The organism is Ottowia thiooxydans (assembly GCF_040548795.1).
Taxonomy (GTDB): domain Bacteria; phylum Pseudomonadota; class Gammaproteobacteria; order Burkholderiales; family Burkholderiaceae_C; genus Ottowia; species Ottowia thiooxydans_A.
Map to the genome: position 1 here is coordinate 357968 of NZ_JBEPSH010000004.1, position 17330 is coordinate 375297.

Here is a 17330-nt window from a genome sequence, read left to right on the forward strand (position 1 = left end):
GGTTAGGGTGATGGCGCTGGGTTGGAGCTTGGCACTTCAGCGCTAGCAGATCCCCCCAAATTGCCAAGCTGGAGCTTGGCGCTCCCAGGAAATATCCACTCCCTCCAACACGGGCACCGACGAAGCTAAAGCTCCGCCCAGGCAACCTGCGTCTGAATCCGGCTGTTCCCCCTGGGAGCGCCAAGCTCCAGCTTGGCACTGCAGCGCTACCAGATCCCCCCAAATTGCCAAGCTGGAGCTTGGCGCTCCCAGGAAATACCCACGGCCTCCAACACGGGCACCGACGAAGCTAAAGCTCCGCCCAGGCAACCAACGTCTGAATTCGGCTGTCCCCCTGGGAACGCCAAGCTCCAGCTTGGCACTGCAGCACTAGAAGAGGCCCCCGAACTGCCAAGCTGGAGCTTGGCGCTCCCAGGAAATATCCACTCCCTCCAACACGGGCGCCGACGAAGCTAAAACTCCGCCCAAGCAACCAACGTCTGATCCGGCTGTTCCCCCTGGGAGCGCCAAGCTCCAGCTTGGCATTTCAGCGTTAGCAGCCCCCCGAAACGCCGAGCTGGAACTGGCCTGTCAAAGGAACGCCAAGTCACTTCCCAATACAAAACCTCGAAAAAATCACCCCCAGCAAATCATCCGCCGAGAACTCCCCGGTGATCTCACTCAGCGCGTTCTGAGTCAACCGCAACTCCTCCGCCAGCAAATCCAGCATCGGCGCAGGCCCCGCCAAATGCTCAGCCGCCACCCCCAGATGACTGGCCGCACGGGCCAAGGCTTGCAAGTGACGCTCTCGCGCAATAAATACACCTTCACCCGCACCGGCCTGCCAGCCCACCACCTGCAACAAGCGTTGGCGCAACTCATCAAGCCCGGCGCCTGTGCGCGCCGAGAGCGCAATCGCACCTTCGGGCAGCGCTGCCCCGGCAGCAACGTCGCTCTTGTTCCACAGATGAATCACCGGCACGGACCCCGGCACCTTCTCAGCCATGGTTTTGGATATGACGGCATCTTCAGCGGCATACTCAGGCAGATCGGCTCGCGTCAGATCATGCAGAAACAGCACAGCATCAGCCGAGGCAATATGTGCCCAGGCGCGTTCAATACCCAGGCGCTCCACCTCGTCGCTGCTCTCCCGCAAACCGGCCGTGTCCAGCACATGCAGCGGCACACCTTCTATCTGTATCGTTTGCTGCACCACATCACGCGTCGTGCCCGCGATCGGCGTCACGATCGCCAGCTCAGCGCCCGCCAAGGAATTCAAGAGACTGCTCTTGCCCGCATTCGGCTGACCGGCAATCACCACCTTGATCCCCTCGCGCAGCAAAGCCCCCTGGCGCGCTTTGGACTGCACCGCAGTCAGCGTGTGCTCCAGTTCGGCAAGCCTCCCGGCCACACCATGCGTGGTCAGAATATCGATCTCTTCCTCAGGAAAATCCAGTGTGGCCTCTATCAACATTCGCAGGTTGATGAGCCCATCGGTCAGATGATGAATCTCCTGCGAAAACGCCCCCGCCAGCGATCGGCTGGCTGAGCGTGCGGCGCTTTCGGTGCTGGCGTCGATGAGATCCATCACCGCTTCGGCCTGCGCCAGATCCAGCTTGCCATTGAGAAACGCGCGCTCCGTAAATTCCCCCGGCCGCGCAAGCCGCAGGCGTGGAAGCCGCGCTGCACCCGTAGCGGCATCTTGTTCCGCCGCAGCTTGCAGACAGCGCTGCATCAGCAACTGAAGCACCACGGGGCCTCCATGCGCCTGTAGCTCCAGCACGTCTTCGCCGGTATAGGAATGCGGCCCGGGAAAATAAAGCCCCAAGCCCTGATCGATAGCGTCGCCTTCAGCATCCCGAAAGGGCCCGTAGGTGGCAAGACGCGGCGTGAGCGCTCGCCCACAGATCGCCTCGACCAGCGGCCCTAAGCGACGTCCTGAAATTCGCACAATGCCTACAGCGCCGCGGCCAGGCGCTGTGGTGATGGCCACAATAGGATCAGCAGTGGGGTTGAGCATGCTCTGATTGTCCGCCACCTGCATCACACTCTTCCAAAGCTGAAGAAAAATGTGAACCCCGCATTTGGCCAGCGTTCACTTTCTCTTGGGCCACTGATGTAGCCCATATCTGACAACGTAATCACGCGCTCCAGCGATATTCGCCTAGCTTGGATTCAAGCATCGGCCGATAGATCAACGATGAAAAGAAATCTTCCAAATTAACCAACCATGAGCCACATATAGATTGCCGATGCGGTCGAGTTGCATTGCAGCTGGACGGGTGTAAGGCAGGGTCACCCAAGATGGCACCTCACCGCCTTCTGGCGCTTTGAGCTCTTCTAAAGTTCCATCCGATTTGGTACGGGCCAATGTCACAGTGGTACGCCCCGCGTTACCGTATACCGTGCCATCTCCGTTGATGACGAATGGCATGTCAGCTTGTAGGCCGTTAAGTGAATATTCCCGTCCATCGAATCGTTTCAAGCCAACTATGCCTTTTTCTGGGGTACTTATAAACTGGTAGAGATTCCCTTGGTTGTCCGCTTTATCCGGCCTTAAAGGGCTCTGCACTGTGGTGACGGCAGCATCTTCCGTAATTCGACGAGCTCCGAAGAAGGTGTCTAGGACCCACAGCGCGCCCTCTCCAAAGACCATGTGATAAGGACTATCAAATCGTGCATCAATGCCCATGCCATCTACCGGCGAACTACTCCACGCCTGAGTACCTGCAAATGGCTGCGCGCCAGTTGAGGTGATTTTCCATACGCCCGGCGCCTTACCAGGCAAATATTCTGACGGGCTCTGCCAATAACCCGGTGAATCTCGGAGGTAGAGCGCTCCGCTGTCCCCTATTGCCAACTGATCGCCTTGTGTGAATGAGGGCAAAGATTGGGGAGGCTGATGGCGGTCATTGACAGCCATAGTCTTGACTTCTCCAGTGGCAGAGATAGAACGCACCCTCGAGCCGCCTTGGCAACCGCCTTCAAGTACGTACACGGTGCCATCGTTTGCAATAGCTAAGTCTAAAACGTTGCCAAGCCTGGCTTCTGCTTTGCTCCCATCAATGTCACCGCATGCCCCAGCAGGCTGGGCGCCGCCACCAGCAACCAGCGATATTGATTTGACCGTCCCCGGTTGTGGTGCGGGTTCTGGCGCCGGTGCAGGAGGCGATGCGGAGTCATCTCCACCGCCGCCGCAGCCTGCTAATGCAACGAAAAGCGATGCAAGAATGACGCGTGAAGCTCGAGAATTCTTTCCAGACATATCGCCTCGCTTGTGCATTTTGATTGTCGACTGAGCAAGTGCTCAAACGCATCGGCAAAGCATAACAATGTCGAACGGCGAGCCGTATGGGCATTTACCTGAAGGACGGTTCAGTTATAGCAAGTTAAGTGCGGAGCGCCCATGTATTGAACTCTGGACTTGGTAGACCCGAGATCAGCCAACGGCAATGCAGCAATCCAGGCCTCGATGACTCACACGGCAGCCTCGGTGCGACCAACTCATCAAGCATGACAGGAAACAGCGCACTGCCGCCGGGCCTGTCCACTATGAGCCCTCGACTTGCTCCACAAACAGCGATGCCCTCCAGGCTCGCGACTGGAGGGCATTTTGGTTAGAGCAGCCGCAGAGGCTATTTACACAGCCTGATAAGCAAGCTCTTGCAGGTCTACAGCCGGTTAGGACCTGAACTTCGGCAGATTGAACTGCGGAGGAACGCCCATGCGGGTGTTGATGACCCACTGCTGCGCGATCGACAGCAAGTTGTTGGTAATCCAGTACAGCACCAGACCCGCCGGGAAGAGGAAGAACATCACGCTGAAAATCAGCGGCATGAACCACATCATCTTGGCTTGCAGAGGATCTGGCGGCTGCGGGTTCAGCGCAGTTTGCAGCATCGTGGACAAGGTCATGATCACGGGCAAGATGTAGTACGGGTCTTTGGCCGACAAATCCTGAATCCACAAGATCCACGGTGCGCCGCGCATTTCAACGCTGGAGAGCAACACCCAGTACAGCGCAATGAAGACCGGAATCTGAATCATGATCGGCAAGCAGCCGCCCATGGGGTTGACCTTCTCCTCTCGGTAGATGCGCATCATCTCCTGCTGCATCTGCTGAGGCTTGTCTTTCAGGCGCTCACGCATTTCCATGATCTTGGGATTGATCGCCTTCATCTTGGCCATGCTGGAATAGGCCTTGGCATTGAGCCAGTAGAAGGCAATTTTCAGCAAGAACACCAGCGCCACGATGGCCCAGCCCCAGTTGCCAATCACCCCATGCAGCTTGTCGAGCAACCAATACAGTGGCTTGGACAAAATGGTGAGCCAGCCGTAGTCCTTGACCAGTTCCAGGCCAGGGTACAAGCCCTCCAGCATCTTCTCTTCCTGGGGGCCGATGAACAGGCGCGATTCCACGGCCTTGGACGTACCAGGCGCCAGCTCTCCGACCGTGGTAATCATGCCGGCTGAGTAGAGGTTGGTATCGACTTTGCGTGCAAAGTTTTCATGCACCAAGCCACCGGACGGCAACCACGCGCTTGCAAAGTAATGCTGCACCATGGCCACATAGCCATCTGGCGAAGATTTGACGAAGTCAGCCTTGTTGTTCTCGATGTCCTTGAACTCGATCTTCTGGTACTTCTTGGCGTCTGTATAGAAGGCGGGCCCCGTGAAGGTCGAATAGAACGACGATTCACCCGGCGGCTTGTTGCCGTCACGCACCAACTGCAGGTACAGCTGCGGTGACACCGCGGCACCGCTGGCGTTGACAACCTCGTGCTTGACATCCATCGCGTACGAGCCGCGCTTCAAGGTGTAGGTCTTGACCAGTCGCACGCCGCCCGTATCAGCCGATTCAAAGCGCAGAACCAGCTCATTGGCACCATCAGCCAATTGGCGCTCGCCACTGAACTTCATGGGCGTCTTGTGATTGGGGAATGGCCCGCCAATCAGGCCAGACTGCGCCATGTAGACACGCTGCGCGCTGTCATCCAGCAAGACCTGTGGCAAGTTGGGCTGGCCTTGCTCTGGGTACTTGAGGAATTCGCTCTTGATGACCGAACCGCCTTCGGTATCGAACACGAGTTGCATCACATCGGTTTTGACCTCGATGCGCTCGCGCGGCAGAGCAGACGCTGGCGCGCCAGATGCGGCCATGCCAGGCACGGCTGCTGCACCCACCGGCGCTGTGGTCGGCAGAGGTGTCAGGCCAGCAGAGCCGGGCGCCGAAGCGGGCGCGCTGGCAGTGGCTGCCGGGGCGGGACTAGGGAAGAAAGTAGCTTTGCGGCCGTTGTAGACCTGCCATTGGTCCCACAGCATGACCAGCGCAAAACCAAAGACCACCCACAAGATGGTGCGGCGAATATCGTTCATGAAGAGTTCCTGGGCAAAGACTTTCAGGCTCTCAGCCGGGTAAACAAACGTGGGCGCTCGCCTGGCACAGGATCACAGCCGCCTTCGCACCAGGGCTGGCAGCGCGCCAACCGGCGCAAGACGAGATAGCTGCCGGCACCGGCACCATGGCGCTCAAGCGCCTCGATGGCATAGACCGAGCAAGTGGGCTCAAAACGGCAAGCCGATCCGAGCCAGGGAGACAGCAATAGCCTGTAGGCTTTGACAATGCCAATGAGCAAACCTCGCATCAGGCACCTGCCCTTGCGAAGAGTTTGTTCAATTCGGCACGCACGGCCTTCTTTAGCGCCTCAGAGGTGGCGCTAGGAAATTCGGCAGGGGCAAACGCGGAGCGCAGGCGCACCAGATGGGCCCCAGAGCTAAGCGAGGGATCCAGATCTTCAGCCACAGCGTAGATCTGTCGGCGAATGGCATTGCGTGTCACGGCGCGGCGCGCCCAACGCTTGGGCACCATGGCGCCTATCCAGGTTTCGTCGACTGGCATGAACAGCGCTTGCACCGCTTCGGTCTCGCCCGGCAAGCGAGCTGAGCTCAACCGGTGCAAGGCGAAATGCGACGTGCGCGCTACCGCCGGCCCCGACAACAGAGCCTGAAACTGCGGGCGGACGCGCAAATGCTTGATAGGCATGCGTGTTCATTCCGTCCGCGGGACTGAACCGCGATGCCGTGCCTGCTCGCAACAGCGGCGCAAGGCTTAGACAGCCAGACGCTTACGGCCTTTGGCGCGGCGCGCATTGATAACAGCACGGCCACCGCGCGTTTTCATGCGAACCAGGAAACCGTGGGTGCGCGCGCGACGCGTCTTGGAAGGTTGGTAAGTACGTTTCATGACAAATTGTCCTTTGTTTGAATCTCAATAAAAATCGGTGGGAGAGCACCCAAGCAACAGCGGCATGTACGCGAAGACGCATAGATTGAACTGCCAGGCAGAGCGCTTTCCATTTCTGTCATGCACATACGGCAAAAAATGCCATCACATCATGACCGCCGGCCCCACTCCAAATCACATGCATATGTCTTATGCCAAATGCTTGCATACATGTATGTCCAGCGTACGCACGACGCACGCAATGACATCAACACAGCTACGAAGCAGAGGCAAAACAGAGGCAAAGAAACAGGCCAGAACTTCAGGAACAACCGTAGGAATGCCTACAACTTAAACCTCGGTTCGAACCCCAGTCTCACATGATTTTGACGGGCCCAGCGCAAAAAGGCAGCCCAAGCCGCTTTTCGGAAAACCCTGCATTATCGCAAATTTCCAATCAACCGCAAAGCCTTACAAGACTTATTCCGACTCCGCCTCAAGTCAGAGATGGCGCATCCGTGGCCCCAAACCGCAAGACAGCAGGGTCGTCATGCAACGAAAGCCAGCGGTCTGCACGAGCTTAGCGCTTTCTCAATCTGGCTGTCCCCCCTGGGAGCGCCAAGCTCCAGCTTGGCAGTTCTGCACCCATGCCCCCCAAATTGCCAAGCTGGAGCTTGGCGCTCCCAGGAAATACCAACGCCTTCAACAACCAGCAAGGCGAAAGCCAGCGAACCACCCAAGCTAACCGCCTTCGCAATCTGGCTGCCCCCCTGGGAGCGCCAAGCTCCAGCTTGGCAGTTCTGCGCCCAAGGCCACCCGAAATTGCCAAGCTGGAGCTTGGCGCTCCCAGGAAATACCAACGCCGTACAACCGCCAACACCAAACCATCAACGCCCCATCCCCCAGCCACTCCAACCTGTGATTAAAACTAAAGCACTGCTGCACACTTCCAGCCTGTTACAAGAGGGAATCCCACCCAGCACATTCCTGGCCGCTTGTGGATAACTCTCACAAGCACTACAATCGCCAGCCGCGTTTGCGGGGTCTTGTCCACAACCGGATCCTCTTTTCATGTACGAACCCTTTGCCGCCGACGCAGCTCCCGAGCTGCCGCCGGATGCAGCCTCTGCCCTTTGGCCTGCCTGCCTGGACGTGCTGGCGCAGGAGATGCCAGAGCAGCAATTCAACACCTGGATCAAACCCCTGGTTGTCCAGGTAGAGCCTGATTTCTCGCGCCTGACCATCTTCGTTGCCAATCGCTTCAAACTCGATTGGATACGTGCCCAATACGCCGGCAGAATCTCCACCCTGCTGGAACAACTTCACGGCCACACCGTGCAAGTGGAGTTAGCGCTCGCTCAGCGTGCAGCGCCTGCCAAGCCTACGATTGATCGTGCGGCAGAGCGCCCAGCAGCCCATCCGGCCGCCGCGCCAGAAGCCCCCGCTGCGCCACCTGAACCAGATCCCGCACGCGGTGGCTCCCGCAGCCGCCTTAATTCCGCGCTGACCTTCGACACCCTGGTAGAAGGCTCCGCCAACCGCATGGCGCGGGCCGCCGCGTTGCACGTAGCGGGCTCACCCGGCCGCCTGTACAACCCGCTCTTCATCTACGGCGGCGTCGGTTTGGGTAAAACCCACTTGATGCACGCAGTCGGCAACAAGCTGCTGGTCAGCCAGCCAGACGCCAAAGTTCTCTACATCCACGCTGAACAATTTGTGTCGGATGTGGTCAAGTCCTACCAGCGCAAGACTTTTGACGAATTCAAAGAGCGCTACCACTCGCTCGATCTGTTACTGATCGATGACGTTCAGTTCTTTGCCAACAAAGACCGGACGCAAGAAGAATTCTTCAACGCCTTTGAGGCCCTGCTGGCTAAAAAGAGCCACATCGTGATGACCAGCGACACCTATCCCAAGGGGTTGGCTGACATCCATGAGCGTCTGGTTTCCCGCTTTGATTCAGGCTTGACGGTGGCCCTGGAGCCGCCCGAGCTGGAAATGCGCGTGGCCATTCTGATCAACAAAGCCGTGGCTGAAGGCACTGAAATGCCTGAAGAAGTGGCGTTTTTCGTGGCCAAGAACGTGCGCTCCAACGTGCGTGAGCTTGAAGGCGCCCTGCGTAAGATCCTGGCGTATTCCCGCTTCAACCAGAAGGAAATCTCCATCCAGCTGGCGCGGGAAGCCCTGCGCGATTTGCTGTCCATCCAGAACCGGCAGATCAGCGTCGAAAACATCCAGAAGACCGTCGCCGACTATTACAAGATCAAAGTCGCCGATATGTACAGCAAGAAACGCCCCGCTTCCATTGCGCGGCCGCGGCAGATTGCCATGTACCTGGCCAAGGAATTGACTCAGAAAAGTCTGCCCGAGATAGGCGAACTTTTTGGGGGCAGGGACCACACCACCGTTCTGCACGCCGTCCGAAAAATCGGCGGAGAGCGCCAGCAGCTCACCGAGCTCAACCAGCAATTGCACGTGCTGGAGCAGACCCTCAAAGGCTAGTGTGAAATCCCTGGTATAAGCAGTAGTTGAGGCCCGCCAAAATGCGGTCCAAAACAGGCGACAATACGAGTTGCCCTCAGGTCCGGCGGCCCCATATAGACGTCATACCGCCGGGCTACATTACAGCAACACCAATTCGTGCCCAATACGTGCATTCAATGAGGAAGACATGATCGTTCTGAAGACTACCCAAGACAAACTTTTGGCCGTTCTTCAGTCGGTCTCGGGCATTGTGGAACGCCGCCACACCCTGCCCGTACTGGCCAATGTGCTCATCCGCAAAACCGGCGGGCAGTTGCAGTTGACCACCAGCGACCTGGAAATCCAGATCCGCACCACGGCCGAACTGGGCGGGGACGAAGGCACGTTTGCCACCACCGTGGGCGCACGCAAGATGATTGACATCCTGCGCACCATGCCGGCTGACCAGGTCGTCAGCCTGGAATCCAACCAGTCCAAGGTCATCCTCAAGGGCGGCAAGAGTAAATTCACCCTGCAAACCCTGCCTGCAGAGGACTTTCCCCTGGTGCAAGAAGCCCCCACGTTCGGGCCTGAATTCAGCGTGCCGCAAAAAACACTCAAAGGCCTGCTGCATCAGGTGGCCTTTGCGATGGCGGTGCATGACATCCGTTACTACCTGAACGGCATTTTGTTCGTGGCTGAAGGCAAAACGCTCAGCCTGGTGGCTACGGACGGCCACCGCCTGGCCTTTGCCAGCGCCACCCTGGAAACAGAAGTACCCAAACAAGAAGTGATTCTGCCGCGCAAAACCGTGGTGGAACTGCAGCGCCTGTTGTCTGACGCCAGCGTGGCTGACGACGCGCAGGCTCCGATGATCGAAATGCGCTTTGCCAACAACCAGGCCAAGTTCAGCTTCGGCGGCATGGAATTTGTGACCAAGCTGGTGGAAGGCAAATTCCCGGACTACAACCGGGTCATCCCCAAAAACCACAAAAACACCGTCACCCTGGGCCGCGCGCCCCTGCTGGCCAGCCTGCAGCGCACCGCCATCCTGACCAGCGAGAAATTCAAGGGTGTGCGCCTGAACATAGAGCCCGGTGTGCTGCGCGTAGCGGCCAACAACGCCGAGCAGGAAGAGGCCATGGACGAACTCGACATCGACTACGGCGGCGACCAGATCGAGATCGGTTTCAACGTGACCTACCTGATCGACGCACTGGCCAATATGAACCAGGACATGGTCACTCTGGAACTCCAGGATTCGAACAGCTCAGCGCTGGTCACCCTGCCAGATGACGCCAATTTCAAATACGTTGTCATGCCCATGCGCATTTGACATCGCTATGTATTAGGGCTTGTTAACACGCCCTAACAGCGTTTCACCCATCAAACCCGCTCATACAGGCGGGTTTTGAGCTTCAAAAGAGATAGCAGATGACCGAATCCAGCCCAATGCAAGAAGACCCTAAACCTACTCCTGAGCAGGCTGGGGACAGCTACGGCGAAGGTTCCATCCAGATCCTGGAAGGTCTGGAAGCGGTGCGTAAGCGCCCTGGCATGTACATCGGTGACACCAGCGACGGCACCGGCCTGCACCATCTGGTCTTTGAGGTGGTCGACAACTCCATCGACGAAGCCCTGGCGGGCTTTTGCGATGACATCGTCGTCACCATCCACACCGACAACTCCATCTCTGTCACAGACAACGGGCGCGGCATTCCCACCCGCGTCAAGATGGACGACAAGCACGAGCCCAAGCGCTCTGCCGCTGAAATTGCCCTGACCGAGCTGCACGCCGGCGGCAAATTCAACCAGAACAGCTACAAAGTCTCAGGCGGTCTGCACGGCGTGGGTGTGTCCTGCGTGAACGCGCTGTCTGTCGACCTGCGCCTGACCGTGCGCCGTGATGGCAAAAAGCACGAGCTGCACTTTAGCCGCGGCATTGTGCAAGACCGTCTGATCGAAATGGTGGACGGTGTGGAAACATCGCCCATGAAGGTCACTGGCGACACCGACAAGCGCGGCACTGAAGTTCACTTTTTGCCCGACGTTGAGATCTTCAAGGAAAACAACGATTTCCATTATGAAATCCTGAGCAAGCGCCTGCGCGAACTCAGCTTCTTGAACAACGGCGTGCGCATTCGCCTGAAAGACGAACGCACCGGCAAGGAAGACGACTTCTCTGGCGCTGGCGGTGTCAAGGGCTTTGTGGAGTTCATCAACACAGGCAAACGCGTGCTGCACCCCAACGCCGTGAACGCCATGGGCAGCCGCCCGGCCGAAACCTACGGCGGCATTCCCGGTACAGAGATCGGTGTTGAAGTCTCCATGCAGTGGAACGACGGCTACAACGAACAAGTACTCTGCTTTACCAACAACATTCCGCAGCGCGACGGCGGCACCCACCTGACCGGTTTGCGCGCAGCCATGACACGCGTCATCGGCAAGTACATTGAGACGCATGACCTGGCCAAAAAAGCCAAGGTCGACGTCAGCGGCGATGACTTGCGCGAAGGCCTGACCTGCGTGCTGTCCGTCAAAGTGCCAGAGCCCAAGTTCTCCAGCCAGACCAAAGACAAGCTCGTTTCCAGCGAAGTGCGCGCGCCGGTGGAAGACATCGTTGCCAAGTCGCTCACCGACTACCTGGAAGAGCGCCCCAACGACGCCAAAATCATCTGCGGCAAGATCGTAGAAGCTGCCCGCGCACGCGAAGCCGCCCGCAAGGCGCGTGAAATGACCCGCCGTAAGGGTGCGCTGGACGGATTTGGCCTGCCCGGCAAACTGGCCGATTGCCAAGAAAAAGACCCCGCGCTGTGTGAAATCTACATCGTGGAGGGTGACTCCGCCGGTGGCTCTGCCAAGCAGGGCCGCGACCGTAAATTCCAGGCCATCCTGCCGCTGCGCGGCAAGATCCTGAACGTGGAACGCGCCCGCTACGAAAAGCTGCTGACCAGCAACGAAATCGTCACGCTCATCACCGCCCTGGGCACCGGCATTGGCAAGACTGCTGCTGATTCTGGCAAGAGCGCCGTAGACGACTTCAACATCGGCAAACTGCGTTACCACCGCGTCATCATCATGACCGACGCTGACGTCGACGGCGCGCACATCCGCACCCTGCTGCTGACCTTCTTCTACCGCCAGATGCCAGAGCTGGTGGAGCGTGGCCACATCTACATTGCCCAGCCACCACTGTACAAAGTGAAGGCCGGCAAAGAAGAGCTGTACCTGAAAGACGGCGGCGCGCTAGACAGCTTCTTGCTGCGCATTGCCATGAAAGACGCCAGTGTCTTCACCGGCACATCTACCAACGGCGCGCCACCTCAGACCCTCAGCGGAGACACGCTGACTGAACTGGCGCGCAAGCACCAGTTGGCCGAAGCCGTGATTGCCCGCCTCTCCGTTTTCATGGACGGCGAAGCCCTGCGCGCCATGGCAGACGGTGTATCGCTCAATCTCGACAGCGTGGAATCCGCTGAAGCCAGCGCCGTGGCGCTGCAAGCGCACCTGCGCGCCCAGCAATCCAACGGCATGCCGGCTGAAGTTGCAGGTGAGTTCGATGTGCGCACCGACAAACCCATCTTGCGCATCAGCCGCCGCCACCACGGCAACATCAAGAGCAGCATCATCTCGCAAGATTTTGTGCACGGTGCCGACTACGCCGCCTTGGCCGAAGCCGCCCAAACCTTCCGCGGCCTGCTGGGTGAAGGCGCCAAGGTAATGCGCGGTGAAGGTGAGCGCGCCAAAGAAGAACGCGTGCACGATTTCCGTGAAGCCATGGCCTGGCTGATCAGTGAAGCCGAGCGCACCACCACACGCCAGCGCTATAAAGGGCTGGGCGAGATGAACCCAGAGCAGTTGTGGGAAACCACCATGGACCCCGAAGTGCGCCGTTTGCTGAAGGTGCAGATCGACGACGCGATTGAAGCGGATCGGGTCTTCACCACGCTGATGGGCGATGAGGTGGAACCGCGCCGGGCGTTTATTGAGACCAATGCGCTGCGGGCGGTGAATATCGACGCGTAGATTTTTAGCGTCTTGTGCCCTGATTTGGGCATTCCGCTAGATCTCAGTCGCCATGCTTGACCAGGGACAACTTGCATCACTGCGGGGGTCTTGCTTCGTCCACGGCGGGTTAATTCGTGATGAAGGAACGGCTAGTTCCTTCGACCCCCTGAAAGCGGCGCCACGAAAGACTCAATCACTTCCAGATTGCGGGTAGCCAAGGCGCGCACTTCAGGGGAAACAGGTAATGCTGCTTCGTTGTCGCGCACTGCAGACCAGAACACTCTCGCCGCCAAGGCCGCCGTCGCCCAAATCTCGGGGCGAGCCCCGACGGTGCCGATCCTGGGCTTGATCGGGTTGAGATCCGGATCGATTCCACCGCCGATCGGTGCATAGTTCATCGGCAGAATGGCGTAAGGGGGTGAGATCGACTGGTATTCGCCTTTGTTGGAATGTTACTGCTGTGCTTTCGACGACCGACGCTTTGAGCTGCTAGCGTTCAGGCTGATGCTCACTGCGTCCGCGAAAAATTGATAGGCTCGGAAAAAAGCTAGTTCGCTAGGATTTTTTCTATGCCAAGCCCGTTCTAACCCATAAAACCTACTTTGATAGGAAATTTTCTGGATTCGGACAGAATAATCTTAAAAATCCTACTGGGATAGGCTTTATTTGCGTAAACCCGAGTGACTTCATAGAAGTTCCTATTAAACTAGGAATAATGAAACACGAAGTCAAGACCGCCTCAGACCTCGGCCACGCCATCCGAGCAGTAAGGAAAGCTTCGGGCACCCGACTGGATGACCTGGCCGCCATCCTTGGTGTCAGCAAGCAGACCACCGCCAATCTCGAGTACGGTAAGGACACGGTGGCCTTGGGAACGGTTCTTCGGCACCTTCATGAACTCGGAATCAGGTTGTATGTGGACATTCCGGGCCACGAGGCGACGGAGCAATTGCTCAAGCTCTCGCGCAATGACCCGGACGCGTTCGAGCGAATCAAGGCAGAGCTGGAACCGACCCGTTCCCAGCCTACTCAACCCTCTGGATTCCGGGCGGCGATGAGCACACTGGCAGAGGCGGCCAATGCCGTCCCCACGGCATCGATCGAGCCGGCTGCACCACCAGCGCTTGCCCCGCGTCCGGAGTCCCGCGATGAGTAAGCCCCCTCTTTCTCGTGCGCTCATCGTGTACAGCAATGGCGACCGAGTTGGCGTGTTGTTGGATCAGGACAATATCTGGAAATTCTCGTACGACCCAGGATGGGTTGCCCGTCCAGATGCCTTTGCGCTAACGCCCAGTCTCAGCCTAGGCAATCTTGACATCATCGATGGTTCATCTGAGCGACCGGTCCAGTGGTTCTTTGACAACCTGCTGCCCGAAGAAAGGCTGCGAGAAGTCGTCGCCAAGGAAGCGGGCATTCGTGCGCCGGAGGACGCTTTCGCGTTACTGAGCTATCTGGGCAGGGAGTCAGCGGGCTCCCTGACCCTCTTGCCTTATGGCGAGCCCATAGAACGAGGCCGACAACTGGAAGAGCTCTCCGACGGAGAGCTATCGGCACGGATTCGGAATCTACCGAGAAGCAGCCTGGTGAACCACCAGCGCAAGCGCATGTCGTTGGCTGGCGCACAGCACAAGATGCTTGCCGTCATCAAGTACGAACAGGCGCCGCACTTGTATCAGCATTTGTATGAGCCAGTAGGCGGCGCCGCCTCCACCCACATTCTCAAACCTAATCATCCGGACGTGGCGGACTACCCTGCGTCGGTAATGAATGAGTATGTCACCATGAGGTTGGCAGAAGCCGCCAAGCTGCAGGTTCCCTCTGTCGAGATTCGGTACGTCCCCGAACCCGTGTACTGCATCAAGCGCTTTGACCGAGCCTACTCAATGACCGCGATGGAGCGCGCCCCCCGACTGGAGAGCGCGGAGGTTACACGCCTGCACGTCCTTGACGGGTGCCAACTGCTGAACATACCTAGTGTGATGAAGTACTCCAGTGCATCGCTGGATACGCTCATTCGGTTGATTGAACATTGTCGAAACAAAGCTTCAACTCGGACGGCGCTGTTTCGGTGGCTCGTGTTCAACATGGCCGTTGGCAACAACGACAACCACCTCAAGAACCTGTCTTTCTTCGTCAACCATACGGGCATTGAGCTTGCGCCCCACTACGACTTGCTGTGCACACTGGCCTATGAGACCAAAGCCCTTGCCGAGACCAGCCATCTGAGCGATTGGTCGGACAGACCACTGGTTTTTCCCTTGCCAGGAGCAGAGAGATTTTCCCAGGTGACGCGGTCGCGCGTTATTGAGGGCGGCGTCAAACTGGGACTGGGGCGGGGCATGGCCGGCCGCATTCTGGATGAGACTCGGGTGCGTGTGCATAAGGCTGTTCCCGACCTTCTGGGGGAGAATGCGCTCCACCTCAAGGGCAACCCTCAGCACCTGCGCGTGGCTCGGGCCATGGGCCAAATCGTTATAGGAGAGATGCTGGAGAGGCTTAAGTAGCGCCGTTGCTCTTCTCAACCCGATCTGCCTGGGGAGAGACAAAAAACCCGTTCAGGTTGAGCTTGGCTTGTCCAGCGGTTCTACGGCTTTGGTCAAACGTAAAGTGCCATTTGAACTAACTAAACCGTTCGGGCTGAGCTCGTCGAAGCCTGTCCTGAGCCTGTCGAAGTGGCCTTGCGCAACGCTTTGCATGTGCCACTGCTCTCGAACGATCGCGTGTCCGGCAGTCAAGTCTTCCTCACGGCTAGAAAGAGAGAAAGGGAAGCAAATTGACATGCATCGGCACCTTCATTCGGGCCTTGCATGCCCTCTCAGCTCGGGTACCCGTGGATCGTCTAACCACGACTTCGCTCCCTAGGGCTGCCGCATTCGCGGCGAACCACCAGCCTTAACTTTTTTGTGCTAACTCTTGTTCAACATGCCGACGCAACGCATCAGAGAATGAAATACTTTCCTTGACCAGTTGCGTAATGAAAGCCTCTTTCGCCTGAATCTCCTGGGCGCGTGCGAGCACCTGCTGCGCCACTTCGATGGCTATCGTGACGATGCCCGTATCGTCGGTCACGATGAGATCGCCCGGTCGGATCTGCGTGTGGCCTATCTCGACCACTTCATTGATGGCGACGGTTTGCAAGGTGGGCGAGCTTTTGACTGGTGAACTACCAGTCAGATGAACTGGAAAGTCCAATTCAGCTATCTCACGAACATCACGCATGCAGCCGTTCACCACAAAGCCCGCGGCACCTTTGATTTGCGCACGCAGGGCAAGTATGGCGCCGCCGGTGCAAACGTCTTTACGTCCGCCTGCATCAATCACCAACATGTCATCAGGGCCGAGTAAATCGTCAATGACAGCAGCGTGCTTGGCCAGCTGACGCTCTTTGGCCACGTGATGCCGAGTCGCTTGCCGGACCGTGACCGCAAAGCCCACTGCACGCGGCTGGGTCATTGAAACGGGCGACAGCCCATGCACAGCGCCACAGCCCAGACCAAGCTGCTCCATCGCGTCGCAGATATTGCCGGTGGGCATGGCACGAAAAGCCTCAACCAATGCGGACCGATCTTTGCCTTGGAATACAGAAGAAGAGTTCATGACTGGGCCTGTTCGACGGAAGAATGGCTGGTGCGAAATTCACTGGAGAACATTCGGGCACGGCCCCATACCAGGGGGTTCTTCAGTCCGGCCGGCTGCTTGCCGTCTGCAACATCGATCACTGTTCTTACACAAGCCTCCATGAGCTTGTTGCGACCCTCATAGGTCGTTCCCGCGTTGTGTGCAGTCACCAGCACATTCGGCAGCTTCAATAGCGGATGGTCTGGCGGCGGTGGCTCTTGGCTGAACACATCAAGAGCGGCGCTATCAATAATTCCATTTTTCAATGCATCGTGTAATGCTGCTTCATTCACGATCCCGCCGCGTGATGTATTGATCAGCATTGCGGATGGCTTCATCAAGGCCAGTTCTTTCTGGCCAATCATATTCTCCGTGCCCGAATTGAATGGCACGTGAACGCTTACATAATCACTCTCACGCAGAAGCTCAGGTAACGACACGAGCTGAATGCCATGCTTTGCAGCAGTTTCGGCATTCATGTAGGGATCGTAGACAACAATATTCATATTGAAGCCTGACACCATTTTTGAAAGGGCCGCACCAATATTGCCAAAGCCGATAATGCCCAGCTTTTTGCCTATGATGGAGCGCCCCATGGAGCGATTCCATTTGCCACTGCGCACGACTTCCTGACTGACAGCAATGCGGCGTGTAAGCGCCATCATCAAGCCAAACGTAAACTCCGCCACGGTCTCTGCGCCAGCACCAGGCGTATTGGTAACCAGGATCCCCTTGGCTGATGCCGCCTCTATGTTCACATTTTCAACACCTACCCCAATGCGGCATATCAGACTTAACTTATCTGCCGCTGCCATCACCTTATCTGTGTACTGATCAACCCCGGCAATATGAACATCAATACCAGGAAGCACTTTTATCAGTTCTGACTCAGTAAGATTACGCTCGCTTTTATCCAGGACGACTTCAAAGCCTCTCGACTCCAGCAGAGAAACCATGGAATCCAATTCAGTCACATAAGACGCAGGCCAGGGTTGAGTGATTAAAAGTTTCCGGTGCATAGAGGCTCTATAACAGTACG

Annotated in this window: 14 protein-coding genes; 5 read left to right on the forward strand and 9 right to left on the reverse strand. The window is 57.6% G+C overall.

Features of this window, described 5'->3' with window-relative positions; translation table 11 throughout:
- Positions 1-586 precede the first annotated feature (586 nt).
- The 6 genes from mnmE to rpmH all read right to left on the reverse strand — a co-directional run bounded on the left by mnmE (position 587) and on the right by rpmH (position 6223).
- The gene (gene mnmE, locus ABIE13_RS11225) at positions 587-1999 is read right to left on the reverse strand and encodes a tRNA uridine-5-carboxymethylaminomethyl(34) synthesis GTPase MnmE (protein ID WP_354443362.1); all 1413 of its coding nucleotides are present in this window, start codon (positions 1997-1999) and stop codon (positions 587-589) included.
- Between the two features lie 174 nt (positions 2000-2173).
- Positions 2174-3244 (reverse strand): hypothetical protein, encoded by a 1071-nt coding sequence (locus ABIE13_RS11230; protein WP_354443364.1) that lies wholly within the window; start codon positions 3242-3244, stop codon positions 2174-2176.
- 416 nt (positions 3245-3660) lie between these two features.
- Positions 3661-5355 carry a membrane protein insertase YidC gene (gene yidC, locus ABIE13_RS11235; protein WP_354443366.1) on the reverse strand — a complete coding sequence of 565 codons (1695 nt, stop codon included), beginning with the start codon at positions 5353-5355 and terminating at the stop codon, positions 3661-3663.
- A gap of 23 nt (positions 5356-5378) precedes the next feature.
- Positions 5379-5627 carry a membrane protein insertion efficiency factor YidD gene (gene yidD / locus ABIE13_RS11240; protein ID WP_354443702.1) on the reverse strand — a complete coding sequence of 83 codons (249 nt, stop codon included), beginning with the start codon at positions 5625-5627 and terminating at the stop codon, positions 5379-5381.
- Positions 5624-6016, reverse strand: coding sequence for a ribonuclease P protein component (locus tag ABIE13_RS11245; protein ID WP_354443704.1), 393 nt, complete (start codon positions 6014-6016; stop codon positions 5624-5626). Before ABIE13_RS11245 ends, yidD begins: the two co-directional genes overlap by 4 nt.
- A 72-nt stretch (positions 6017-6088) precedes the next feature.
- Positions 6089-6223, reverse strand: a complete 135-nt coding sequence (gene rpmH / locus ABIE13_RS11250; RefSeq protein ID WP_005798102.1) for a 50S ribosomal protein L34 — start codon at positions 6221-6223, stop codon at positions 6089-6091.
- 1050 nt (positions 6224-7273) lie between these two features.
- On the opposite strand from rpmH, the gene dnaA reads away from it, so the two are divergent.
- The 3 genes from dnaA to gyrB all read left to right on the forward strand — a co-directional run bounded on the left by dnaA (position 7274) and on the right by gyrB (position 12691).
- Entirely contained in the window at positions 7274-8704 is a 1431-nt protein-coding gene (gene dnaA / locus ABIE13_RS11255) for a chromosomal replication initiator protein DnaA (RefSeq protein ID WP_354443368.1), read from the forward strand.
- A 169-nt stretch (positions 8705-8873) separates the two neighbouring features.
- Positions 8874-10001: a DNA polymerase III subunit beta gene (gene dnaN, locus ABIE13_RS11260; RefSeq protein ID WP_354443370.1), complete on the forward strand. Its 1128-nt coding sequence runs from the start codon at positions 8874-8876 to the stop codon at positions 9999-10001.
- 98 nt (positions 10002-10099) lie between these two features.
- Positions 10100-12691, forward strand: coding sequence for a DNA topoisomerase (ATP-hydrolyzing) subunit B (gene gyrB / locus ABIE13_RS11265; protein WP_436278401.1), 2592 nt, complete (start codon positions 10100-10102; stop codon positions 12689-12691).
- Positions 12692-12822: 131 nt separating this feature from the next.
- Here the strand turns inward: gyrB and ABIE13_RS11270 are convergent, their stop codons facing one another.
- Positions 12823-13071 (reverse strand): hypothetical protein, encoded by a 249-nt coding sequence (locus tag ABIE13_RS11270; protein WP_354443372.1) that lies wholly within the window; start codon positions 13069-13071, stop codon positions 12823-12825.
- Positions 13072-13388: 317 nt separating this feature from the next.
- Between ABIE13_RS11270 and ABIE13_RS11275 the strand changes: the two genes are divergently transcribed.
- Entirely contained in the window at positions 13389-13829 is a 441-nt protein-coding gene (locus tag ABIE13_RS11275; RefSeq protein WP_354443374.1) for a helix-turn-helix domain-containing protein, read from the forward strand.
- Positions 13822-15177, forward strand: a complete 1356-nt coding sequence (locus tag ABIE13_RS11280; RefSeq protein ID WP_354443376.1) for a HipA domain-containing protein — start codon at positions 13822-13824, stop codon at positions 15175-15177. The genes ABIE13_RS11275 and ABIE13_RS11280 overlap by 8 nt, the downstream gene beginning before the upstream one ends.
- Before the next feature lie 388 nt (positions 15178-15565).
- Here ABIE13_RS11280 and ABIE13_RS11285 read toward each other — a convergent pair whose 3' ends face one another.
- Together ABIE13_RS11285 and ABIE13_RS11290 are read right to left on the reverse strand one after the other, a co-directional pair.
- Complete coding sequence (locus ABIE13_RS11285) at positions 15566-16270, reverse strand: RraA family protein (RefSeq protein ID WP_354443378.1); 705 nt, start codon at positions 16268-16270, stop codon at positions 15566-15568.
- Positions 16267-17247 carry a phosphoglycerate dehydrogenase gene (locus ABIE13_RS11290; protein ID WP_354443380.1) on the reverse strand — a complete coding sequence of 327 codons (981 nt, stop codon included), beginning with the start codon at positions 17245-17247 and terminating at the stop codon, positions 16267-16269. Before ABIE13_RS11290 ends, ABIE13_RS11285 begins: the two co-directional genes overlap by 4 nt.
- Positions 17248-17330 lie beyond the last annotated feature (83 nt).

Bases quoted from the DNA above. Each gene is read 5' to 3' on its own strand.
- ABIE13_RS11270 (WP_354443372.1), bottom strand. From the start codon at position 13,071: ATGAACTATGCACCGATCGGCGGTGGAATCGATCCGGATCTCAACCCG.
- dnaN (WP_354443370.1), top strand. From the start codon at position 8,874: ATGATCGTTCTGAAGACTACCCAAGACAAACTTTTGGCCGTTCTTCAG.
- yidC (WP_354443366.1), bottom strand. From the start codon at position 5,355: ATGAACGATATTCGCCGCACCATCTTGTGGGTGGTCTTTGGTTTTGCG.
- ABIE13_RS11280 (WP_354443376.1), top strand. From the start codon at position 13,822: ATGAGTAAGCCCCCTCTTTCTCGTGCGCTCATCGTGTACAGCAATGGC.
- gyrB (WP_436278401.1), top strand. From the start codon at position 10,100: ATGACCGAATCCAGCCCAATGCAAGAAGACCCTAAACCTACTCCTGAG.
- mnmE (WP_354443362.1), bottom strand. From the start codon at position 1,999: ATGCTCAACCCCACTGCTGATCCTATTGTGGCCATCACCACAGCGCCT.
- dnaA (WP_354443368.1), top strand. From the start codon at position 7,274: ATGTACGAACCCTTTGCCGCCGACGCAGCTCCCGAGCTGCCGCCGGAT.
- ABIE13_RS11230 (WP_354443364.1), bottom strand. From the start codon at position 3,244: ATGTCTGGAAAGAATTCTCGAGCTTCACGCGTCATTCTTGCATCGCTT.
- ABIE13_RS11290 (WP_354443380.1), bottom strand. From the start codon at position 17,247: ATGGTTTCTCTGCTGGAGTCGAGAGGCTTTGAAGTCGTCCTGGATAAA.
- ABIE13_RS11285 (WP_354443378.1), bottom strand. From the start codon at position 16,270: ATGAACTCTTCTTCTGTATTCCAAGGCAAAGATCGGTCCGCATTGGTT.
- rpmH (WP_005798102.1), bottom strand. From the start codon at position 6,223: ATGAAACGTACTTACCAACCTTCCAAGACGCGTCGCGCGCGCACCCAC.
- ABIE13_RS11275 (WP_354443374.1), top strand. From the start codon at position 13,389: ATGAAACACGAAGTCAAGACCGCCTCAGACCTCGGCCACGCCATCCGA.